The sequence below is a fragment of the Bradyrhizobium iriomotense genome (assembly GCF_030160715.1).
Taxonomy (GTDB): Bacteria; Pseudomonadota; Alphaproteobacteria; order Rhizobiales; family Xanthobacteraceae; genus Bradyrhizobium; species Bradyrhizobium iriomotense.
The window spans coordinates 179,241-195,933 of sequence record NZ_BSOW01000016.1; the positions used below are offsets into that span (position 1 = coordinate 179,241).

Here is a 16,693-nt window from a genome sequence, read left to right on the forward strand (position 1 = left end):
CTTGAAAACCATGGCCGACGTGCAATACCGCCTCTATTTCGATAATGCGCCGGTCGAGCAGGCGCGGATCGATCAGTTCACGGAGATCCGGATCGATCAGGCCATCGGCCTTGTCGCGGAGGCGGAGCTCGATCTGCCGGTGTCGACCGATGATTCCGGCGTGTGGTCGGGACAGGACGACGATTTCTCCGCCCCGTTCCACCGCATCCGTATCGAGGTGCAGATAGGCGATGGCGATTTCGTGCCGCTGATCGACGGGCCCGTCGTGGCGCAGCGTTTCGCGCTGAAGGCGGAGCCCGACGACAGCCAGGTGACGCTGGTGGTGCACGACGACAGCGTGCTGCTCAATCGCGACGAGAAAGTCGTCGTATTCGAGGACAGGGGCGCGAGCGACATCGCCAGGACGTTGATCGAGGAGCCGGGCCTCGATTCCGAGGTCGACGACACGCCGGCCGACGGCGGCGCGCTGACGCGCTATGTGGTGCAGCGTGGCACCAATATGCAGCTGCTGCGCCAGCTCGCGCGGCGTAACGGCATGTGGGCCTATGTGAAGCCGGGCCCGCGGCCGGGCAAGAGCATCGGCGTGTTTGCGCGCCCGAGCTTCGATCCGAGCGGGCTGCCGGAGATCCTGCTGCTTGGACCCGATCGCAACATCGACGTGTTCACGGTCGAGTTCGACGCGCTGCGGCCGCTCAAGGCGCAGGCCGGCAGCGTCACCATCGCCGACACCTCGGAACTGACCAGCGACGCCGAGAGCGCGAGCCTCGCCCCGCTTGGCGACGAGGCGCTGCACGGCGTCCTGAACCCGACCGGCACCGCGATGCTCGCGCGCACGCGCGAGGAGCAGGCCGACATCGACGCGGCGACGCAGGCTGCCGTCGACCTGTCCGCATTCGCCTACAGCGCGGAAGGCGAGCTCAACAACGACCTCTATGAAGGCATCATCCAGCCCTACCAGGTCGTGAGCGTCGCCGGCATCGGCGGCCGCCTGAGCGGCAACTATGTGGTCAGCCGCGTCAGTCACAAGCTGACCGACGCGAGCTATCAGCAGAACTTCGCCCTGATCCGCAACGCCCGCTCTGGCAGCGGCGGGGGCGGCATTCCCGGAGGGATCATCTGATGGACGGCGGCACCATGGAGCGCGTGGTTGTGGAACTCGCCAGCGAGGCGCGCGAGCGCTTCTACGGCAAATATCGCGGCACCGTCGAGGACGTCGACGATCCCGAGCAGCTCGGACGCATCAAGGTTCGGGTGCCGGAAGTCTATGGCAGCGTGGTGTCGCCCTGGGCGCTGCCTTGCGCGCCCTATGCCGGTTCCGGCGTCGGCTTCTTCGCCATTCCGCCGGCCAGCGCCGGCGTGTGGGTCGAGTTCGAGGCGGGCGATCCGTCGCGTCCGATCTGGACCGGCGGATGGTGGGGGCGCAACGATCCGCCGCAGGACCAGTCGGGATCGGCGGCGAGCCCGCCGTTGAAGATCTGGCGCAGCGAGAAGGGTCTGCTGCTCGCGTTCGACGACGACGGCAGCACGGCGACGCTGTCCGACGGCAACGGCAACAATCTCGTGACCATCAAGGCCAATGACGGCGAGGTGCGCGTCGAGGCCACCGCCAAGGTCGTGGTCGAGGCGCCGCAGATCCAGCTCGTCGATGGCTCGACGCATCCTCTGGTGTTCGGCGACAGCCTGCTCAGCTACCTCAACAATCTCGTCACGGTTTTCTCCACCCACACGCATGCCGGCGAGACGTGTCTCGGCATTCCCGTGACGCCGATGATTCCGGTGCAGCCGTTTCCGCCGGCAACGCCGGACATGCTCTCGGTCAAGGTCACGACGGGGTAACGACGATGGGTCAGCTCAAGCCCGGCAGCATCGACGACATGGCGAACAGCATGGCTGAGGCCATTGACCAGGCGATGCAGGTCGCGTGGCCGGCGGCCTTCGGCCAGTCGCTGCCGGATCAGGGCAAGCGCGACCGCCAGGTGCTGTTCGTCGCGATCGCCAACGGCGTGCTCGGCTATCTCCGAGACAATCTGGCCGCGCTGGAAACCACCGTCGTTCACGACACGGTGGACGGTCACAAGCATCATCTCGATTTCGATCTGGGCTAGGAGCGACCCATGGATGGACGGCACATGGCCTTTCCCTTCCGCGTCGGCACCGACGGGCGGATCGCCGCGCCGCTATCGCTCGACGATCACGTGCGCGGGGAGATCATCCAGCTCCTGCTCACCAATTCCGGCGAGCGGCCGTTCCTGCCGCGGTTCGGCGGTGGCTTGAGGCGGATGGTGTTCAACCGCAACGACGACGTCACCGCCGGCATGGTGAAGTCGGTGCTGGCGCAGAACCTGTCGCTGTGGCTCGGCCAGCGCATCAACGTCGAGCGGCTCGAGGTCACCGCCGACGACGCCACGCTCAATGTCGACCTGCGCTACAGCGTGATCGCGACCGGCGAGACCAAACAGGTGCGCTTCCAGCGTCAGGTGGGGGCGGCATGACGGTACGCTTCGACAGCGAGGCTCTGGCGGCGCGGGCGCGCAATCTCGGTACGCTGAACGGCATGAAGCTGCTGTTCGTGACGCTGGACGTGCCGCCCAGTCCCGCCTTCGCGCTGCTCGATGTCGAGTTCTACAACGCCAACGCGCTGTCGCCGCTTCCGGCCAAGACCGATTTCACGTTGACCGGCGGCACGCGGCTGCGCGCAGGACTCAATCCGGGCGAGGTGCAGGTCACCCAGGTCAGCGCGGGCGCCACGCCGAACGTGCTGAGGCTGCGCGTCGAGCCGATCGGCGACTACTCGACCTACACGCTCGGGATCACGCGGCCGGAATTCGACCCGCTGTTCGCCAGCATCGCGTTCAAGTTTCGGCCCGGCTGCTTCAACCTCAATTGCGCACCCGGGTCGGATTTCTCGCCGCCACCAGATGAACCGGCGATCGATTATCTCGCGCGCGACTACGATTCCTTCCGCCATGTGCTGATCGCCGCGATGATGCAGCGCGTGCCGAACTGGCAGCCGACCAGCGAGGCCGACCTCGATCAGGTGCTGATCGACCTCATCGCCGCCGATGCGGACGAGCTCGCCGACTATCAGGACCGGGTGATGAACGAGGCGTATTTCGCGACCGCGCGCAAGCGCGTGTCGCTCGCCCGCTATGCCCGCTTGATGGACTACCATATTCACGAGGGCAACCAGGCGAGCACCTGGCTCGCCGTCCAGGTCTTGATGGACCATACGCTGCCCGCCAAGATCGGGGCGTGGACCGGCGATCAGTGGCGCGATGCCCGCGCCGTGATCTTCGCCAGCGAGGCGGATCAGGCGTGCTTTGCCGTGCTCAACCAGCTCGACGTCTATGGCTGGGACGAGACGGTCAGCGCGATCGAGGCCGGTAGCACCGAGGCCGATCTGACGACCAACGTCGCGGGCATGTCGCAAGGAGAGGCCGACGCACTGCGCGATGCGTTCCTGGCGACGGATGCAAGCGGCGCGGCAATAGTCAGCTACATCCTGATCCAGCAGGATCTCAATCCCGAGACCGGCACGGTGAATGGCCGCGATCCAGCCGCGCGCCAGGTGATGCAGTTGTTGCCGCTCGGCGGGGCGGTGGCGCGCGCGGAGAGTATGAAAGACCCGCGGCCTGATCCGGTCACCTCGGCCGACCGCTGGTTCGTGCGCGTGCGCTGGCTTGCCGCGGACGCGCTCACGCGCTGCTACGCCACGCAGACTCGCTGCGACGGTCAGCTGATCACCGGCGTCAGCCGGTTCTACGGCAATCTCCTGCGCGTCACCCAGGGCCGGCCCCATGTGACGACCTTCAGCGCGCCGGGCAGCATCCTCGCCAGTCCCGATGATTTCAGTTTTGAAAGCAAGGACGCGGCGGAGTATGAGGCGCTGACGAGGCAGATCGGCCCCGAGCAGAAGCCCTGGGGTACCGCGCTGCGGCTGACCAAGCTGCCGCTGGCGTTCCGCAACACGGCGCCCGGCGGCGACGAGCCGACCCGCAGCACGCTGCGCGTCACCGTCGGCGGCATCGCGGGGGCCTGGGACGAGCAGAGCGACCTGATCGAGAGCGACGGCAGCGCTCAGCACTTCGTCGTCGAGACCGACGAGCTCGGCGTGAGCAGGATCCGCTTCGGCGACGGCATCAACGGCGCAGCATTGCCAGACGATGCCGTAGTCAGTTGCGAATATCGCCTCGGCCAGGGCGAGAGCGGCAATGTCGGTGCCGACCAGTTGCTTCACATCGACGATGCCGCGGTATCGGCGGTGTGGAATCCGCTCGACGTCGTCGACGGCCGCTCGCCGCAGCCGCCGCAGGAGATCCTGCGCGCGGTGCCGGAGGCCTATCGGCGGATCCAGAAGCGCGCGGTGACGCTCGCCGACTACGCGGCGCGGGCCGAGGAGATTCCCGGCGTCGCACGCGCCCATGCGCAATATGCCTGGACCGGGAGCTGGCGCACCGTGCGGGTCGCGATCGATCCGCTCGGCCGGACCACGCTCGATCCCGCGTTTGCCCGCACCATCACCGATCATCTCGACGCGCTGCGGCTGATCGGCGAGGATCTCGAGGTGCGGCCGGCGCAATATGTGCCGCTCGACATCAAGCTCACGCTCTGCGCCGACCCGGACTATTGGGCCGACGATCTCTGGGCTGTGCTGGAGAACGAATTCTCCACCGGATTCACGCCGGACGGCCGTCCCGGCTTCTTCAATCCGGATCAATGGACCTTCGGCCAGGCGCTGCATGCGAGCCAGGTGATCGGCCGCGCGCTGCGCATCACCGGCGTCGATCGCGTGCTGTCGCTGTCGATGCGGCGCTGGAATGCCGGCCTCGGCGGGGCCCTCGTCACCGTGACGCTGACGCCGGACATGATGCCGGAGAACGTCGTCGAGAAGATTCCGGTCGCAGCCTTCGAGATCATCGAGGTCAACAACGATCCGAGCCGCCTCGAGACCGGTCGCATCCAGTTCGACATCCTGGGAGGCCGGCAATGAGCTGCCAGCACGATTGCGAGCGCCCGCCGGTATTCCCCCGCGTGATCGACAATCGCGCCGGCCTTGATTCCATCGACTACCGGATCGGCAGCTATGCCGACATGCTGACCGAGATGCTCGGCCGGATCAACGCGGCGCCCGAGCTTGCGCGCTTCACGCACCGCAAGCCCGACGACCCCGCGATCGCGCTGCTCGAATCCGCCGCCATCGTCGGCGACATCCTGTCGTTCTATCAGCAGCTCTACGCCAATGAAGCGTTCTTGCGCACGGCGCAATGGCGCGACAGCGTCGCTGATCTCGTCAAGCTGCTGGGCTACCGGCTGGCGCCGGGGCTCGGCGGTCATGCGCGCTTTGCACTGCTGGCAACCGGCGCCGCTCCGGTCGCAGTGCCGCAGGGTTTCGGCTTCAAGGCGCAGCTCGACGGCGCGCCGAAGCCGGCCAGTTTCGAGTCGAGCGCGGCGATCGTGGCCTATCCCGGATTGAGCGCGTTCCAGCTTTATCGTCCGCGCTACACCCCGTCGGTCGTCAATGGCATCGATACGTTCGTGGTCTCGGGTGCGGCCGATACGCTGTCGCTCAAGGCGGGCGATAAGTTGATGGTCGGCGCGGCGCGATCCGATGACGACAGCCTCGATCACAGCCAGATCGTCGTGGTCGACAAGTCCTGGACCTCGTTTGGACTTCGCTACGTCAAGACCAAGGGCGTCATCACTTGTCTCGATACAGCGCCTAGCGGATTCGTGGCGCTGCTTCCGCAATTCGGCTCGGCGGAACGAACCATCACCAATGCCGGCGAGCTGCGGGCCTACAAGATTGCGCAGTCGTACCGCCATTTCGGCCATGCCGCGCCGGCGCTGCAGATGACGGTGGATGCGGACGGACATCCACAGGCGCAGAGCGTCGACTATGGTCGCAGTCTCACCGGCACGACCACGTCCTCGGTCGACCCGGAACTGGCCGCGCTGGAGATGCCGCTCGACAGCGACGCCGCCTCGATCACCGCAGGCACGACGCTGCTCACGGAAGCGCCTTTCATCTTCTTTTCATCGCTGAGCGCGCGCGGGGCGGCATTCAGCTCCGCCTCGCGCGTCGTCGCGCGCAGCATCGTGGCGGCGGCGCACCGGTCGCTGGCCTGGGGCGGGCAGACCGGTGGCAGCATCGTGCTGACGCTCGACAACACGCTCGCGATCAGGGAAGGTCGGGCGACCGCGATCAGAGCCGACATTCGTAACATCGCGTTCCATCAGGTCGATGGTGAAGCCTTCGCGCTCGTCGCCGCGCCGCAGCCGACCGGCGCTGCCCACGGCCGAGAGCTCTACTTCTACGGTTCTGATGCAGATGCGGCCGTGCTCGACGGACGGACGGTGCTGATCGCAGGCCCCGGAGAGACGCTTGCCGAAACGCAGGCGAGCCTTCTGGGCGACGGGCCGAGCGCGGGATTCCATCGCGTCAATCTCGATATGGCCGTCAACTACGCCGATTTCAGTTACGACGCGCCGACCGTCACGGTCTACGGCAATCTGGTCGCGGCGACCGAAGGCAAGACCGGCGACCAGATCACGCTCGGTGATGGCGATGTGCGGCAGACGTTCCAGACGTTTGCGCTGCCGAAGCCGCCGCTGACCTATCTGCTCGCGCCGACGTCTGATCCACCGCAGGCGCCCGAGCTATCGGTCTATGTCGGCGGCCGGCGCTGGACGCGCGTCGATTCCTTCTTCACGTCCTCGCCGCGCGACCAGGTCTATGTCGTGCGCGAGGATGCGGGCGGCAACAGCTTCGTGCAGTTCGGCGACGGCAAGACCGGGGCGCGGCTGCCGAGCGGCCGCGGCAACGTGACCGCGATCTTCCGCACCGGCAGCGGCAGCGACGGTCCGCTCAAGGCCGGCGCCAAGCCGCAGGCCGACCGGCTGGCCGGCATCGACAAGGCGCTGATGCCGGAGCCCGTGACCGGCGGCGCGGCGCCGGAGGACGGCGACAGCGCGCGCATCGCAGCGCCAGGCCGCATGCAGAGCCTGGCGCGCATGGTCAGCCTCGCCGACATCGAGGCCGAGGCGCAGGCGATCGCAGGCGTGCTCAAGGCGACGGCCGTGTGGGACATCTCCACCGGTCTCCCATGCGTGACCGTCACGATCCTCACGCAGTCGCGCAGCGCAGCCGACGCCAATGCCGTTGCCGAGACGCTGCGCGCGCTCGACCAGGCGCGCGGGGCCGCGCGCTACCCGCTCCGCGTCGTGGCGGGCAAGCGCCTGCGAGTGCACATGGCCGCGACCGTCGGCTATGACGCGAGCTATCTGGAAGACGATGTCGGGGCCGGCATCGTCGCAGCGCTCGGCGCCGCGGCCGCCGATGGTAGCGCGTCGGCGAACGGCTTGTTCAGCTGGCAGCAGCGCCGGTTCGGCGAAGGCGCGCACGGCTCGCAGATCGTCGGCGCGATCCAGAACGCGCCCGGCGTGCGCTGGGTCGAACTCACGAGTGTGAGAGTCGGGCTCGACCATCTGCTGTTGACCCAATTCCATCGGATCCGGCTGCCGTCGGCCGAATGGCGCGCGATCAGATGTCCGACGGACAGCATGCTGGCGCTCGACGAAGCGGATCTCGTGCTGGGCTTGTCGGCGGCCAATGTGAGTGAGGCGTGAGATGGGTACACCGCGGCTTGCGATGTTCGATCGATTGCCGGAGATCTACCGGATCCGCGACACCGAGCAGGATCCGCCCGGCCAGCTCCAGGCCTATCTCGGGGCGATCGACCGGGTGCAGACCGCGCTGCATGACGACATCGCCGCGCTCTATCTCGATTTCTTCATCGAGACCTGCAATCCCTGGGTCATTCCCTACATCGCCGATCTCGTCGGCACCTCGCACCTTGCCGGCGATCCGCACGATCTGCGCGCCGACGTCGCACGGACCGTGCGCAACCGCAGGCGCAAGGGCACGCTCGGCGCGGTCGAGTCGGTGGTGTTCGCGCTGTCGGGCTGGGCCGTTTCGGCGGTCGAGATGCGCGAGCGCCTGCTCTGGGCGCAGCATCTCAATCATCAGCGGCCCGATGCAGGTGGCGTCCCGCCGTTATCGCTGCTGACCGACATCACGGCGGCGCGGCGCGGCGGCTCGGTCACGCTGCGCGATCCGGCGCTGCTCAGCCTGATCGGCGGTCCGTTCGATCCGTTCGCGCACAGCGTCGATCTCAAGCCGCCGGGCGGCGCCTATAATCTGCCGGATCTTGCGATCTTCCTGTGGCGGCTGAAATCCTATCGCGTGCCGGTGAGCCAGCCGGCCTTCTACGCGATCAACACCGTGGGGAAGCCGGGTTTCGCGCCGTTCGCGGCGTGCTTCAAGCTGCATCCGATGGCTGAGCCGATGGTGCTGTTCAACAGCCATCGCTTCACGGCGGATGCGGACCCGCCGCTGCTCGCCAGCCTCGATGCCGTGCCCGGGCCGATGCCGGCGGCGCGGCTGACGCAGGACAGTGTCGCGGGCCACCCCGAGGCCTACGTCCACGTGACGACCTATGACCAGACCACGGCGCCCAAGCGTCCCGCCGAGCCCGCCTCCGATGACGTCGGTCTGGTGCTGCATCTGCCGCAGGATTTCGCCGGCACCGCCTGGACGTTCCGCGGCGCCAATCTCTGCGCGTGGGATGGCGGCCTCCAGCCGCCCCCGCGGCTCAGCGAGATCGTCATCGATCCCGATCGCGGTCGGCTGCTGTTCGGTGTTGGCGCAGCCGAAGCGGACCTGTTGGATCAGTTCCTGCTGGTGTCGGCAAGCTACGGTTTTTCCGGGCCGACCGGGGCGCATCCGATCAGCCGTCCATCGACGCCGACGTCATGGCAGGAGCAGACCGCGATCCTGCGCAGGGTCAACTTCCACGACGACATCGCCGGCCTCCAGAACGCGCTCGCCGATCTGCCGTCGCTCGACAGGCCGCTGATCATCGAGATCGACGACAGCATGACGCATGAGCTCGATCTGACGGCCGTCTCCGGGATCGGCAGCGAGGGTGGCAATCCCGTCCTGTTGCTCGGGGCCTCGCTATGGATCAGAGCCGCGAGTAGCGAGCGGCCGGTGATCATGCTGAAGCAGCCGCTCGGCTTCGCCCCGCTCAATGTCTCGCTGTCGGATGCCGACCAGGCCATGATGGGCATGCTGATGGTGCGGCTCGAAGGACTTTACCTGACACGGGACACGGGCTTTCCGGCCGATGCGCCGCTGATCGGCCGGGCCGCGCTCAACCAGCTGCACGTGCTCGGCTGCACGCTCGATCCCGGCGGCTTTCTCGATGTCAACGGCAGCCGCGCGCCGCTCTGGAGCGGGATGCACCTCACCGACGATTTCGGCTTCACCTCGGCCACGAAGCTCGCCGCGTTCCAGCAGGTCCCCGATATCCAGGTCGAGCGCTCGATCACGGGTCGGCTTGCAATCGGCGTGTCCTATACGCTCACACTCTCCGGCAGCATCGTCGATGCCGGTACCGGTGTTGGCGAGACGCCCGGCGCGTTCGCCGTCTGCGCACCGACCGTCACGCCGGAGGATGATTGGGGTCCGGAGCTCATCGTCAACGGCATGACCTGTTTCGGCCGCATGCGCGTCACGCGCGCGACCGGCAATGGCGGCATCTGGACCGGCCGGCTCGAGGCGCATGACAACCAGGCCGGCTGCATCAGCTTCAGTTGCTTCAGCGGCGATGCCGATCGCATTCCGCCGAACCATGCCTGCGTGTTCGCAACCACGAGCCCGCTGCGCTTCACCAGCGAAAGCTTCGGCTCGCCGGGCTACGCGCAGCTCGCTGACGGCAGCGACCGGCACATCCGCGAGCAGGGCCCGTCCGACGACGAGATGGGTGCGTTCGGCTATCTGCTCAACACCCACAAATCGAAGAACGTCGGCATCCGCCTGCGCGAATACACCCCGATTGGCGTGCGGCCGATCGTGATTCCCGTCACCTGAGCTGGGGAGAAGCGACCATGAAAGGCGATTTTTCGCGATGGCATTTCGACCCCGCCGCAAACTATGCCGGCGTGCTGCATCAGCAAGGTCGCGTGCGCACCGACGTCGACGACAATGACGCCTTGTTCATCGATGCCTATTGGCGCGAGAGTGCCGCGCGCGATGCGTTCGGCTCCGGCGCGATGGTTCCGGCATCAGTGTCCGATAGCCTGAAGGTGGTGGCGGCGAAGGTCGTCGGCGGACAGGTCACGGTGACGCTCAATCCCGGCCGGCTCTGGGCCGATGGGTTGCTGCTGAATCTCGCGGGCACCGGCCCGCTCGATACGACGGTGAGCTATCTGGCCCCGCCGCTCCAGACGCCGCAGGCGACGGTCGGCAGCATCGCGGTCGGCGTGCGCGATCTCGTGGTGCTGGAGGTATGGAAGGACAGCATCAGCGCCTTCCAGGAGCCGCTGCATCTGATCGAGCCGGCGCTCGGCGGCCCCGACACGACCGAGCGCGCGCGCGTCTCGGCGGATGTGAAGTTGATGCGCCTTGGCCCCAACGATGATTGCAGCGCTGTGGCGAACGCCGCCGATGATTTCTCCACCAAGGGCAAGCTGACGGTCTCGCCGGATCCGGCGATCATCATCACCGGAGACTGCCCGGTCGCGGCCGCCGGCGGCTACACCGGCCTAGAGCATTATCTCTACCGCATCGAGATCACCGAGCCGATTGGCGGCGTGGCGCAGTTCAAGTACTCGCAGTTCAACGGCGGCCTGCATGGCCGCGGCGTCTTCACCGCGGGCGGCAGCCCCGGCACCGGCAGCATCGCGATCACCGCCAACGACCAGATGATCAATCATTGCGGCTTACCCGGTTTCTATTTCGAGGCGCTGGTGCGCGACGACGAGTTCGGCACCTGGTCGGTCGTGGCGACTGCCGATGCGACGCTGCCGCAGAGCGGGACGCTGGCGCTGACCAACCTGCAAGGCACGATGCCGCCGCCCGATCCCACCGATAGCGCCGTCTTCTTCCGGCTGTGGAACGGCATCAGGCCGATCACCGATTTCCCGGTCCAGGCGACGCCCAACCCGCTCGAGAACGGCATCCATCTCGCATTCGAGGCGCCGGCCGCCGACAACAGCAACTACACGCCGGGCGATTACTGGACCTTTCCGGTCCGCGTCTCCGGCACGCCGTTCGATCCGCGGCTGTGGCCGACCGATGCGCCGCCGCAGGGCGTGCACCACCATCGCGTGGCTCTGGCGATCATCACCTGGAACGCGGGCCCGGCCGCGGGGCCCGACGATATCAGCGACTGCCGCCACGTGTTCCAGCCGTTTCCCGACAATCGCGGCTGCTGTTGCAGCCTCTTCGTCGGCGACGGCGTTCGCAGCCATGGCGATTTCGATTCGATCGAGGACGCGTTGAAGGCGCTGCCGGCCGCCGGCGGCGAGATCTGCCTGCTGCCGGGACTGCATCAGACCAATGCCGTGATCCAGAATCGCGCGCATGTGCGCATCCACGGTTGCCGGACCCGGACCCGGGTGATCCCGCGCAAGGACACATCAACCGATCCGATCTTCCACGTCATCGATTCCACCGACGTGGCGTTCGAGGATATGGACATGGTGACGCTGGGCGGCACGGCGATCCTCAGCGAGAGCAGCAAGCCCGGCGCGGTCGATGGCCTGGAGATCGCGGGCAACCGTATCCTCGCTTGCCAGAGTGCCATCCGCGTCGTCGACGGCACTGAGGTGTGGATCCATCACAATCTGATCCGGATGCTCGACAAGCGCGGCAGCGGCGTTGCGATCTATCTTGCGGCCGACGACAGCCTGATCGAGCGCAACGACGTCCGCCTGCTGCCGGCGCCGCAGATGTCGCCGTTCGAGCCGCCCGATCAGCCGGATCCGGTCGACCCCAACGATCCCTGCGCCAGGCTCGAGATCGTCTACGTCAATCCGCTGATCTTCCAGAAATATGTCGACAAGGTCTGGCAGATTCCGTTGCTGATCCTGCCAATACTGGTGCAGCCGTATCGGGCGCTGGGTGGCATCCAGCTCGGCGGAGGTTCCGAGCGCGTGCGGGTGGCCGAGAACGTGATCATCGGCGGCGCCGGCAACGGCATCACGCTCGGCGACGGTTTCGAGGCCCCGCCCGATCCGCCGCCCGCGCCGGTCGTCACGATGAGGGAGGGCCGCGTCATCGGCGCGGTCATCGATCCCAACAAGCAGGGCGTTGCCTCCGCCAAGGTCACGCTGACGCGTCAGCAGGACGGCAAGGTCTTCAGTGCGACATCGGATGCAGGCGGCCGCTTCCTGATCAGTCTGCCGACGGGCAAATACACGGTGGCCGCCACCGTCAGCGGGCTGGTGATCGACCAGGTCGAACTGGTCCAGCGGCAGGAGGCAGTCTCCGAACTGATCATCAGGATGAAGAAGGCCGAGCAGGCGCCGCAGCCGAACGCATTGGCCTTCCTCTACGAGATATCAATCGTAGGCAACCGGATCTCGGCCATGGGCCTGTCGGGCGTCGGCATGCCGCCTCTCGCATCGGCGGTGACGACCAAGCTCGCCCGGCTCTCGGCGCTGACCGCGGCGCGCGCGACGCTCGGCGCCCCCGTCGTCGGCCTGGAGATCCGGCTCAACCTCATCCTCGGCTGCCTGCTCAACCCGTTCGACGACGCCATGCAGGCGGAGACGAAGTTGCACGGGCTCGGCGGCATCTCGCTCGGGCTCTGCGAGAACGTTGTCATCGTCGAGAACCGCATCGAGGCGAACGGCACCAGCGCGGCCAATCCCGTCTGCGGCGTCGCGATCGTCTACGGCGAGGGCGTCGACGTCACCGCCAACCACATCATCGGCAACGGGCCGCTGCCCGCGGGCGACGTGCCGGCGCGGCAGCCCGGCATCCGCGGCGGCATCGTGCTGATGGCGGTGGCGAGCTTCAACATCCTCGGCGCCATCAATGCGGGCGGCACCGGCAACAACTCATCGACGGCGCTGATCAATCCGCGGCCGGCGGCGCGCATCCACGAGAACCTCGTGGATCAGCCGGCGGGCCTTGCGCTTTACGCCGCCGCGTTCGGGCCCGTGACCTGCACCGACAACAGCTTGAACAGCGAGCTGTCGGGCACCAACGCGCTCGAGCTCGCGGCCGGCACGGTGCTGATCATCAATCTCGGTGGAACCCAGTTCGCACCGGCCAGCACGCGGTTCGGCACCGCCTCGCGCAACTCGGTCGGGGATGCGAAGCTGTCCGAGGTGCAGTTCACGCGCAACGCCGAGGCGGTGCTCCTGCTGCCGCGCGGGCACACGATGTTCAACGACAACCAGTCGCGTACGGGGGCGGCGAATGTCAGCGCCACCAGTCACATCATCATGACACTCGACGATCTGGCCTATCAGGACAACCAGTCGCATAATGATCGTCCGGACGGCGTGCTCAGCAACGCCTTGCTGTACGCGCTGACGTTGCGAGCGACCGGCAATCGCCTGGTCGAAGCCGGCTCGAAGACGCTGCTGTCGCTGCTTTCGCTGGGATCGCGGATGAACAACACCAGCTTCAACCAGGGTGACCATTGCATCGTCGCGGTGGACCAGAATCCGTCGATGGCGACGGTCCAGATCGGCAACCAGGTGCTCAATCCGAGCAATCTCTGCGAGTCGTTCCAGGCGATCGCCGGCAGACTCGTCAGAAACCAGGGGTAAGCCATGCCAATCCTCAACCTCGGAAACGATGATTTCGAGTCTGCCTCGACGAACATGCTGGAGATGCTCCAGCAGCAGCGCAGCGATCTCCTCGGTTCGACCATCGATGTCCATGTTGGCATCGGCCTCCTGGCCGGCGCCGAGGCCGACCGGCTGGCGCAGAAATATGGTGCCAATGACGCGCGCGTGCAGCTGTTGCGCGATCGCAGCGCCGCTGCCGCGGCGCGGGTCGACGCGCTCACGGTCGAGCAGGAGATCGCGCTGGTGCGAACGCCGCCGCCGCCCACGACCGGCGCCCTGATTCAGGGGCGCGTCACCGACATGACGCAGCGGACCGCGGGCCAGGTCATCGTGCAGCTGATCGACGAGAAGGGGCAGCCGGTGGCGGGCATCGAGCCGGTCACGACCGACGATTCCGGTTATTTCGCCTTCGAGCTGACGCCGGACATGGTGAAGGCGGCACAGTCGAAGCTGTCGGTGCTGGTGCGCGCCGCTGATATCCGCCTCGTCCCCGCCGTAGTCGAGCCCGTCGCCGTCACGCCGGGCGCAACGCTCATGATGGACGTGTCGCTGAGCGCAGCCGAGCTCGAGCGGCTGCGATTGCGGCTGCCGATCGCCCCGGACAAGACCACGGTGAAGGTGCAGGCGGCTCGGGCGACGACGGCCGAGGAGAGCGCAGCGGACGCGAGCGACGCGACCACGGCTGCGGCCAAGTCGGAGGATCAGGCTGGTCCGACCAACGCGGCTGCGGATGAGGTGGCGTCCGGCAAAACTGCGGCCGACAAGGCGAAAGCCAAGGACAAGCCTGCAAGGAAACCGAGGAGCCCCCGGAAGCGCTGAGACGTCGCTCGTGCCGCCGCGCGGCGGCAGAAGGAGACTACATGCACGGCTTGGCCCAGGCACATCGTTCGGTCAATCGCGCGTCTGCTGCGCGTCAGCCGCCGGCCATGGCGCGGGCCGCCGTGCAGGCGCAACCGCTCTTGATGCGCGCAGTCTGCGCCTGCGGCGGAAGCTGCCCGCATTGTGGTGACGCGTCGGCGCCAATGCGGAGGTCGAGGCTCGCCGTGAACGAGCCGGGCGATGCCTTCGAACGCGAAGCGGACAGCGTCGCCGAGCAGGTGATGCGCATGCCCGATCCGGACGCGCAGGCGTTTGCCGATCCGTCTGCAAGGCCGGCATCGGGATCGTCGCGCGAATTGCCAACGCTCCAGCGCAAGTGCGCATGTGGCGGCGGCGCCTCTGGCTGTGCGAGCTGCAGGGCCGACGACGACATGAAGCTGCGGCGGAAAGCTACATCTTCGGGCGGTGCAACCATGGCACCACCGATCGTCCATGACGTGCTGCGCTCGCCCGGCCAGCCGCTCGATGCGGCAACGCGCAGCTTCATGGAGCCGCGCTTCGGCCACGACTTCGGCGACGTGCGCATCCACAGCGACCACGCGGCCGCGGAGTCCGCCCGTGCCGTCGGCGCGTGCGCTTATACGGTCGGCCAGGCCATCGCCTTTGCCGACGGCGAGTACCGGCCGGGCGCGGATTCGGGCCGGCGCCTGCTCGCGCACGAGCTGGCACACACACTGCAGCAGGCGGGCGCAGCGCCTTCAGTCATCCAGCGTCAGCCGGGCGCCGATACCGCGCCCGAAGGCACCGATTTCAGCACCGCACCGCGCTACATCGACAACATTTTCGAGAGCGTGCAGTTTTTCGGGCTCAACGGCGCCACCGCCTTTTACTGGACGGAGAACGGTACAGAACGCAAGATCGTGGTTCCCCTGACTGATCTGCGGCAGGACGAGTCACTTATCAACGTTCCGATCTGGAAGCTGCACAAGAGCAAGGTCGAGGCCGAAAAAACCGTGCAGGACTGGGCGAAGGCGGATCCCAACTTCGACTACTATACGTTCTACACCGGAGATTTTGGCGTCATCATGCCGACGTCGTTCTCGAAGACGTCGATGCCGCACTACCACGATCTCTGGCCGGCCTTGAGGAAGGATTTCGGGGAGAAGATCGAGGACATTCGGAAAGGAATGCAGAGCCTCGCCAATGCGGTCAATCCGGTGCCTTGCACGGAGGTCGACGAGGATGGCAGCCTGACAGTCAATCCGTCGTTCGGAAATTGCGCGCTACCCATTCTTCTTCATGCGGCTCCGCACATCGCCAAGGGCGGAAGAGGCGGCAAAGGTGGCGCATCGCCGCCCGCCGGCGAAACTCCAAAGGCCTCCGAGCAGGCACCGGCCCATCCCGACACCGCCCCGAAGGAGCCGGCCGGTGCCAAGCCATCGGAAATTGCCGAAGCGGTCGCTGCCAACGAAATCGATGCAAAGCAGCTTGCCGCCGAGGTCGATGAATTGCGCAAGGATGCGGGCGATCCCGCCAAGGTGCACCAGCCGGCCGATCCGAGTTCACCCTATGACGCTGAGATGGCGACGTCGGACGGCCACGAGTTTCATCGTGACAAGGAATCGCAGCTTTGGGAACGATGCTCGCCCCGGCCATGCAAGAAGGGCCTGAAGGTCGATGCTCAGACCAACAAGAAGGTCGACGCCGCCGTCAAGACGAAGGCCAAGCCCTCTACGGCCAAGTCCTCTACGGCCAAGTCCGCGCCAAAGTCCGCGCCCAAGACTAAGACAACCCCGCCGCGTGCGGGGACAGATGTCATCACGAGCGGCAATGAGCCGCTCAAGCCAGGAAAAAGCGATCTCGGCCAATACGGCATTGATGAGTACGGCACCTATTCGAATCGTCCAGGTGACAAGTTTGCCGGGCACGAGATGCTCCAGAACTTGTGGCTGGAGGTCAAAGGCTATGGCGAGCGCCTGAAAACCGCAGCGTCCCGCAAGAATCCGGCGGTGGCATTGTCGCACGACGAGCACGTCGCGGTTGGACGCGAGCAAAGAGACCTCGGTCTGTTCGATCGCGACAAGCTTGCGAAGATGAGTGCCGAAGAGGTCATCAAGCAGAATGCACTCGCGATGAGAAGAGCGGGAATCCCGGAAGATGTCATCGCGATTCTGGAGCGGGAGGCGCTCCGCTACGCGGCGACCTTGAAGCCGCCGGGCAAGTGATC

General features: G+C 66.7%; 11 protein-coding genes. 10 read left to right on the plus strand and 1 reads right to left on the minus strand.

Annotation, left to right across the window (positions count from 1 at the left end):
• The first annotated feature begins 10 nt into the window (after positions 1–10).
• Genes QQL28_RS23490 through QQL28_RS23530 form a run of 9 tightly spaced genes read left to right on the plus strand, consistent with a single transcriptional unit; the run spans position 11 to position 14,466 of the window.
• Positions 11–1,120 carry a hypothetical protein gene (locus QQL28_RS23490; protein WP_284269072.1) on the plus strand — a complete coding sequence of 370 codons (1,110 nt, stop codon included), beginning with the start codon at positions 11–13 and terminating at the stop codon, positions 1,118–1,120.
• On the plus strand, positions 1,120–1,836 hold the full coding sequence (locus tag QQL28_RS23495; RefSeq protein ID WP_284269074.1) for a phage baseplate assembly protein V: 717 nt from the start codon (positions 1,120–1,122) through the stop codon (positions 1,834–1,836). Before QQL28_RS23490 ends, QQL28_RS23495 begins: the two co-directional genes overlap by 1 nt.
• A 5-nt stretch (positions 1,837–1,841) precedes the next feature.
• Positions 1,842–2,105 carry a hypothetical protein gene (locus QQL28_RS23500; protein WP_284269076.1) on the plus strand — a complete coding sequence of 88 codons (264 nt, stop codon included), beginning with the start codon at positions 1,842–1,844 and terminating at the stop codon, positions 2,103–2,105.
• A gap of 9 nt (positions 2,106–2,114) precedes the next feature.
• Positions 2,115–2,492 carry a GPW/gp25 family protein gene (locus QQL28_RS23505; RefSeq protein WP_284269078.1) on the plus strand — a complete coding sequence of 126 codons (378 nt, stop codon included), beginning with the start codon at positions 2,115–2,117 and terminating at the stop codon, positions 2,490–2,492.
• Positions 2,489–4,990 carry a baseplate J/gp47 family protein gene (locus QQL28_RS23510; RefSeq protein ID WP_284269081.1) on the plus strand — a complete coding sequence of 834 codons (2,502 nt, stop codon included), beginning with the start codon at positions 2,489–2,491 and terminating at the stop codon, positions 4,988–4,990. Before QQL28_RS23505 ends, QQL28_RS23510 begins: the two co-directional genes overlap by 4 nt.
• Positions 4,987–7,626, plus strand: coding sequence for a baseplate J/gp47 family protein (locus QQL28_RS23515; RefSeq protein ID WP_284269083.1), 2,640 nt, complete (start codon positions 4,987–4,989; stop codon positions 7,624–7,626). Before QQL28_RS23510 ends, QQL28_RS23515 begins: the two co-directional genes overlap by 4 nt.
• A 1-nt stretch (position 7,627) precedes the next feature.
• The gene (locus QQL28_RS23520) at positions 7,628–9,931 is read left to right on the plus strand and encodes a hypothetical protein (RefSeq protein ID WP_284269086.1); all 2,304 of its coding nucleotides are present in this window, start codon (positions 7,628–7,630) and stop codon (positions 9,929–9,931) included.
• Positions 9,932–9,948: 17 nt separating this feature from the next.
• Positions 9,949–13,626 (plus strand): DUF6519 domain-containing protein, encoded by a 3,678-nt coding sequence (locus QQL28_RS23525; protein ID WP_284269087.1) that lies wholly within the window; start codon positions 9,949–9,951, stop codon positions 13,624–13,626.
• Positions 13,627–13,629: 3 nt separating this feature from the next.
• Complete coding sequence (locus tag QQL28_RS23530) at positions 13,630–14,466, plus strand: hypothetical protein (RefSeq protein WP_284269088.1); 837 nt, start codon at positions 13,630–13,632, stop codon at positions 14,464–14,466.
• Positions 14,467–14,560: 94 nt separating this feature from the next.
• On the opposite strand, the gene QQL28_RS23535 is transcribed toward QQL28_RS23530, so the two are convergent.
• Positions 14,561–14,941, minus strand: coding sequence for a hypothetical protein (locus QQL28_RS23535; RefSeq protein WP_284269090.1), 381 nt, complete (start codon positions 14,939–14,941; stop codon positions 14,561–14,563).
• Here QQL28_RS23535 and QQL28_RS23540 point away from each other — a divergent pair.
• Entirely contained in the window at positions 14,940–16,691 is a 1,752-nt protein-coding gene (locus tag QQL28_RS23540) for an eCIS core domain-containing protein (protein ID WP_284269092.1), read from the plus strand. The two genes, QQL28_RS23535 and QQL28_RS23540, sit on opposite strands and share 2 nt — an antisense overlap.
• Positions 16,692–16,693 lie beyond the last annotated feature (2 nt).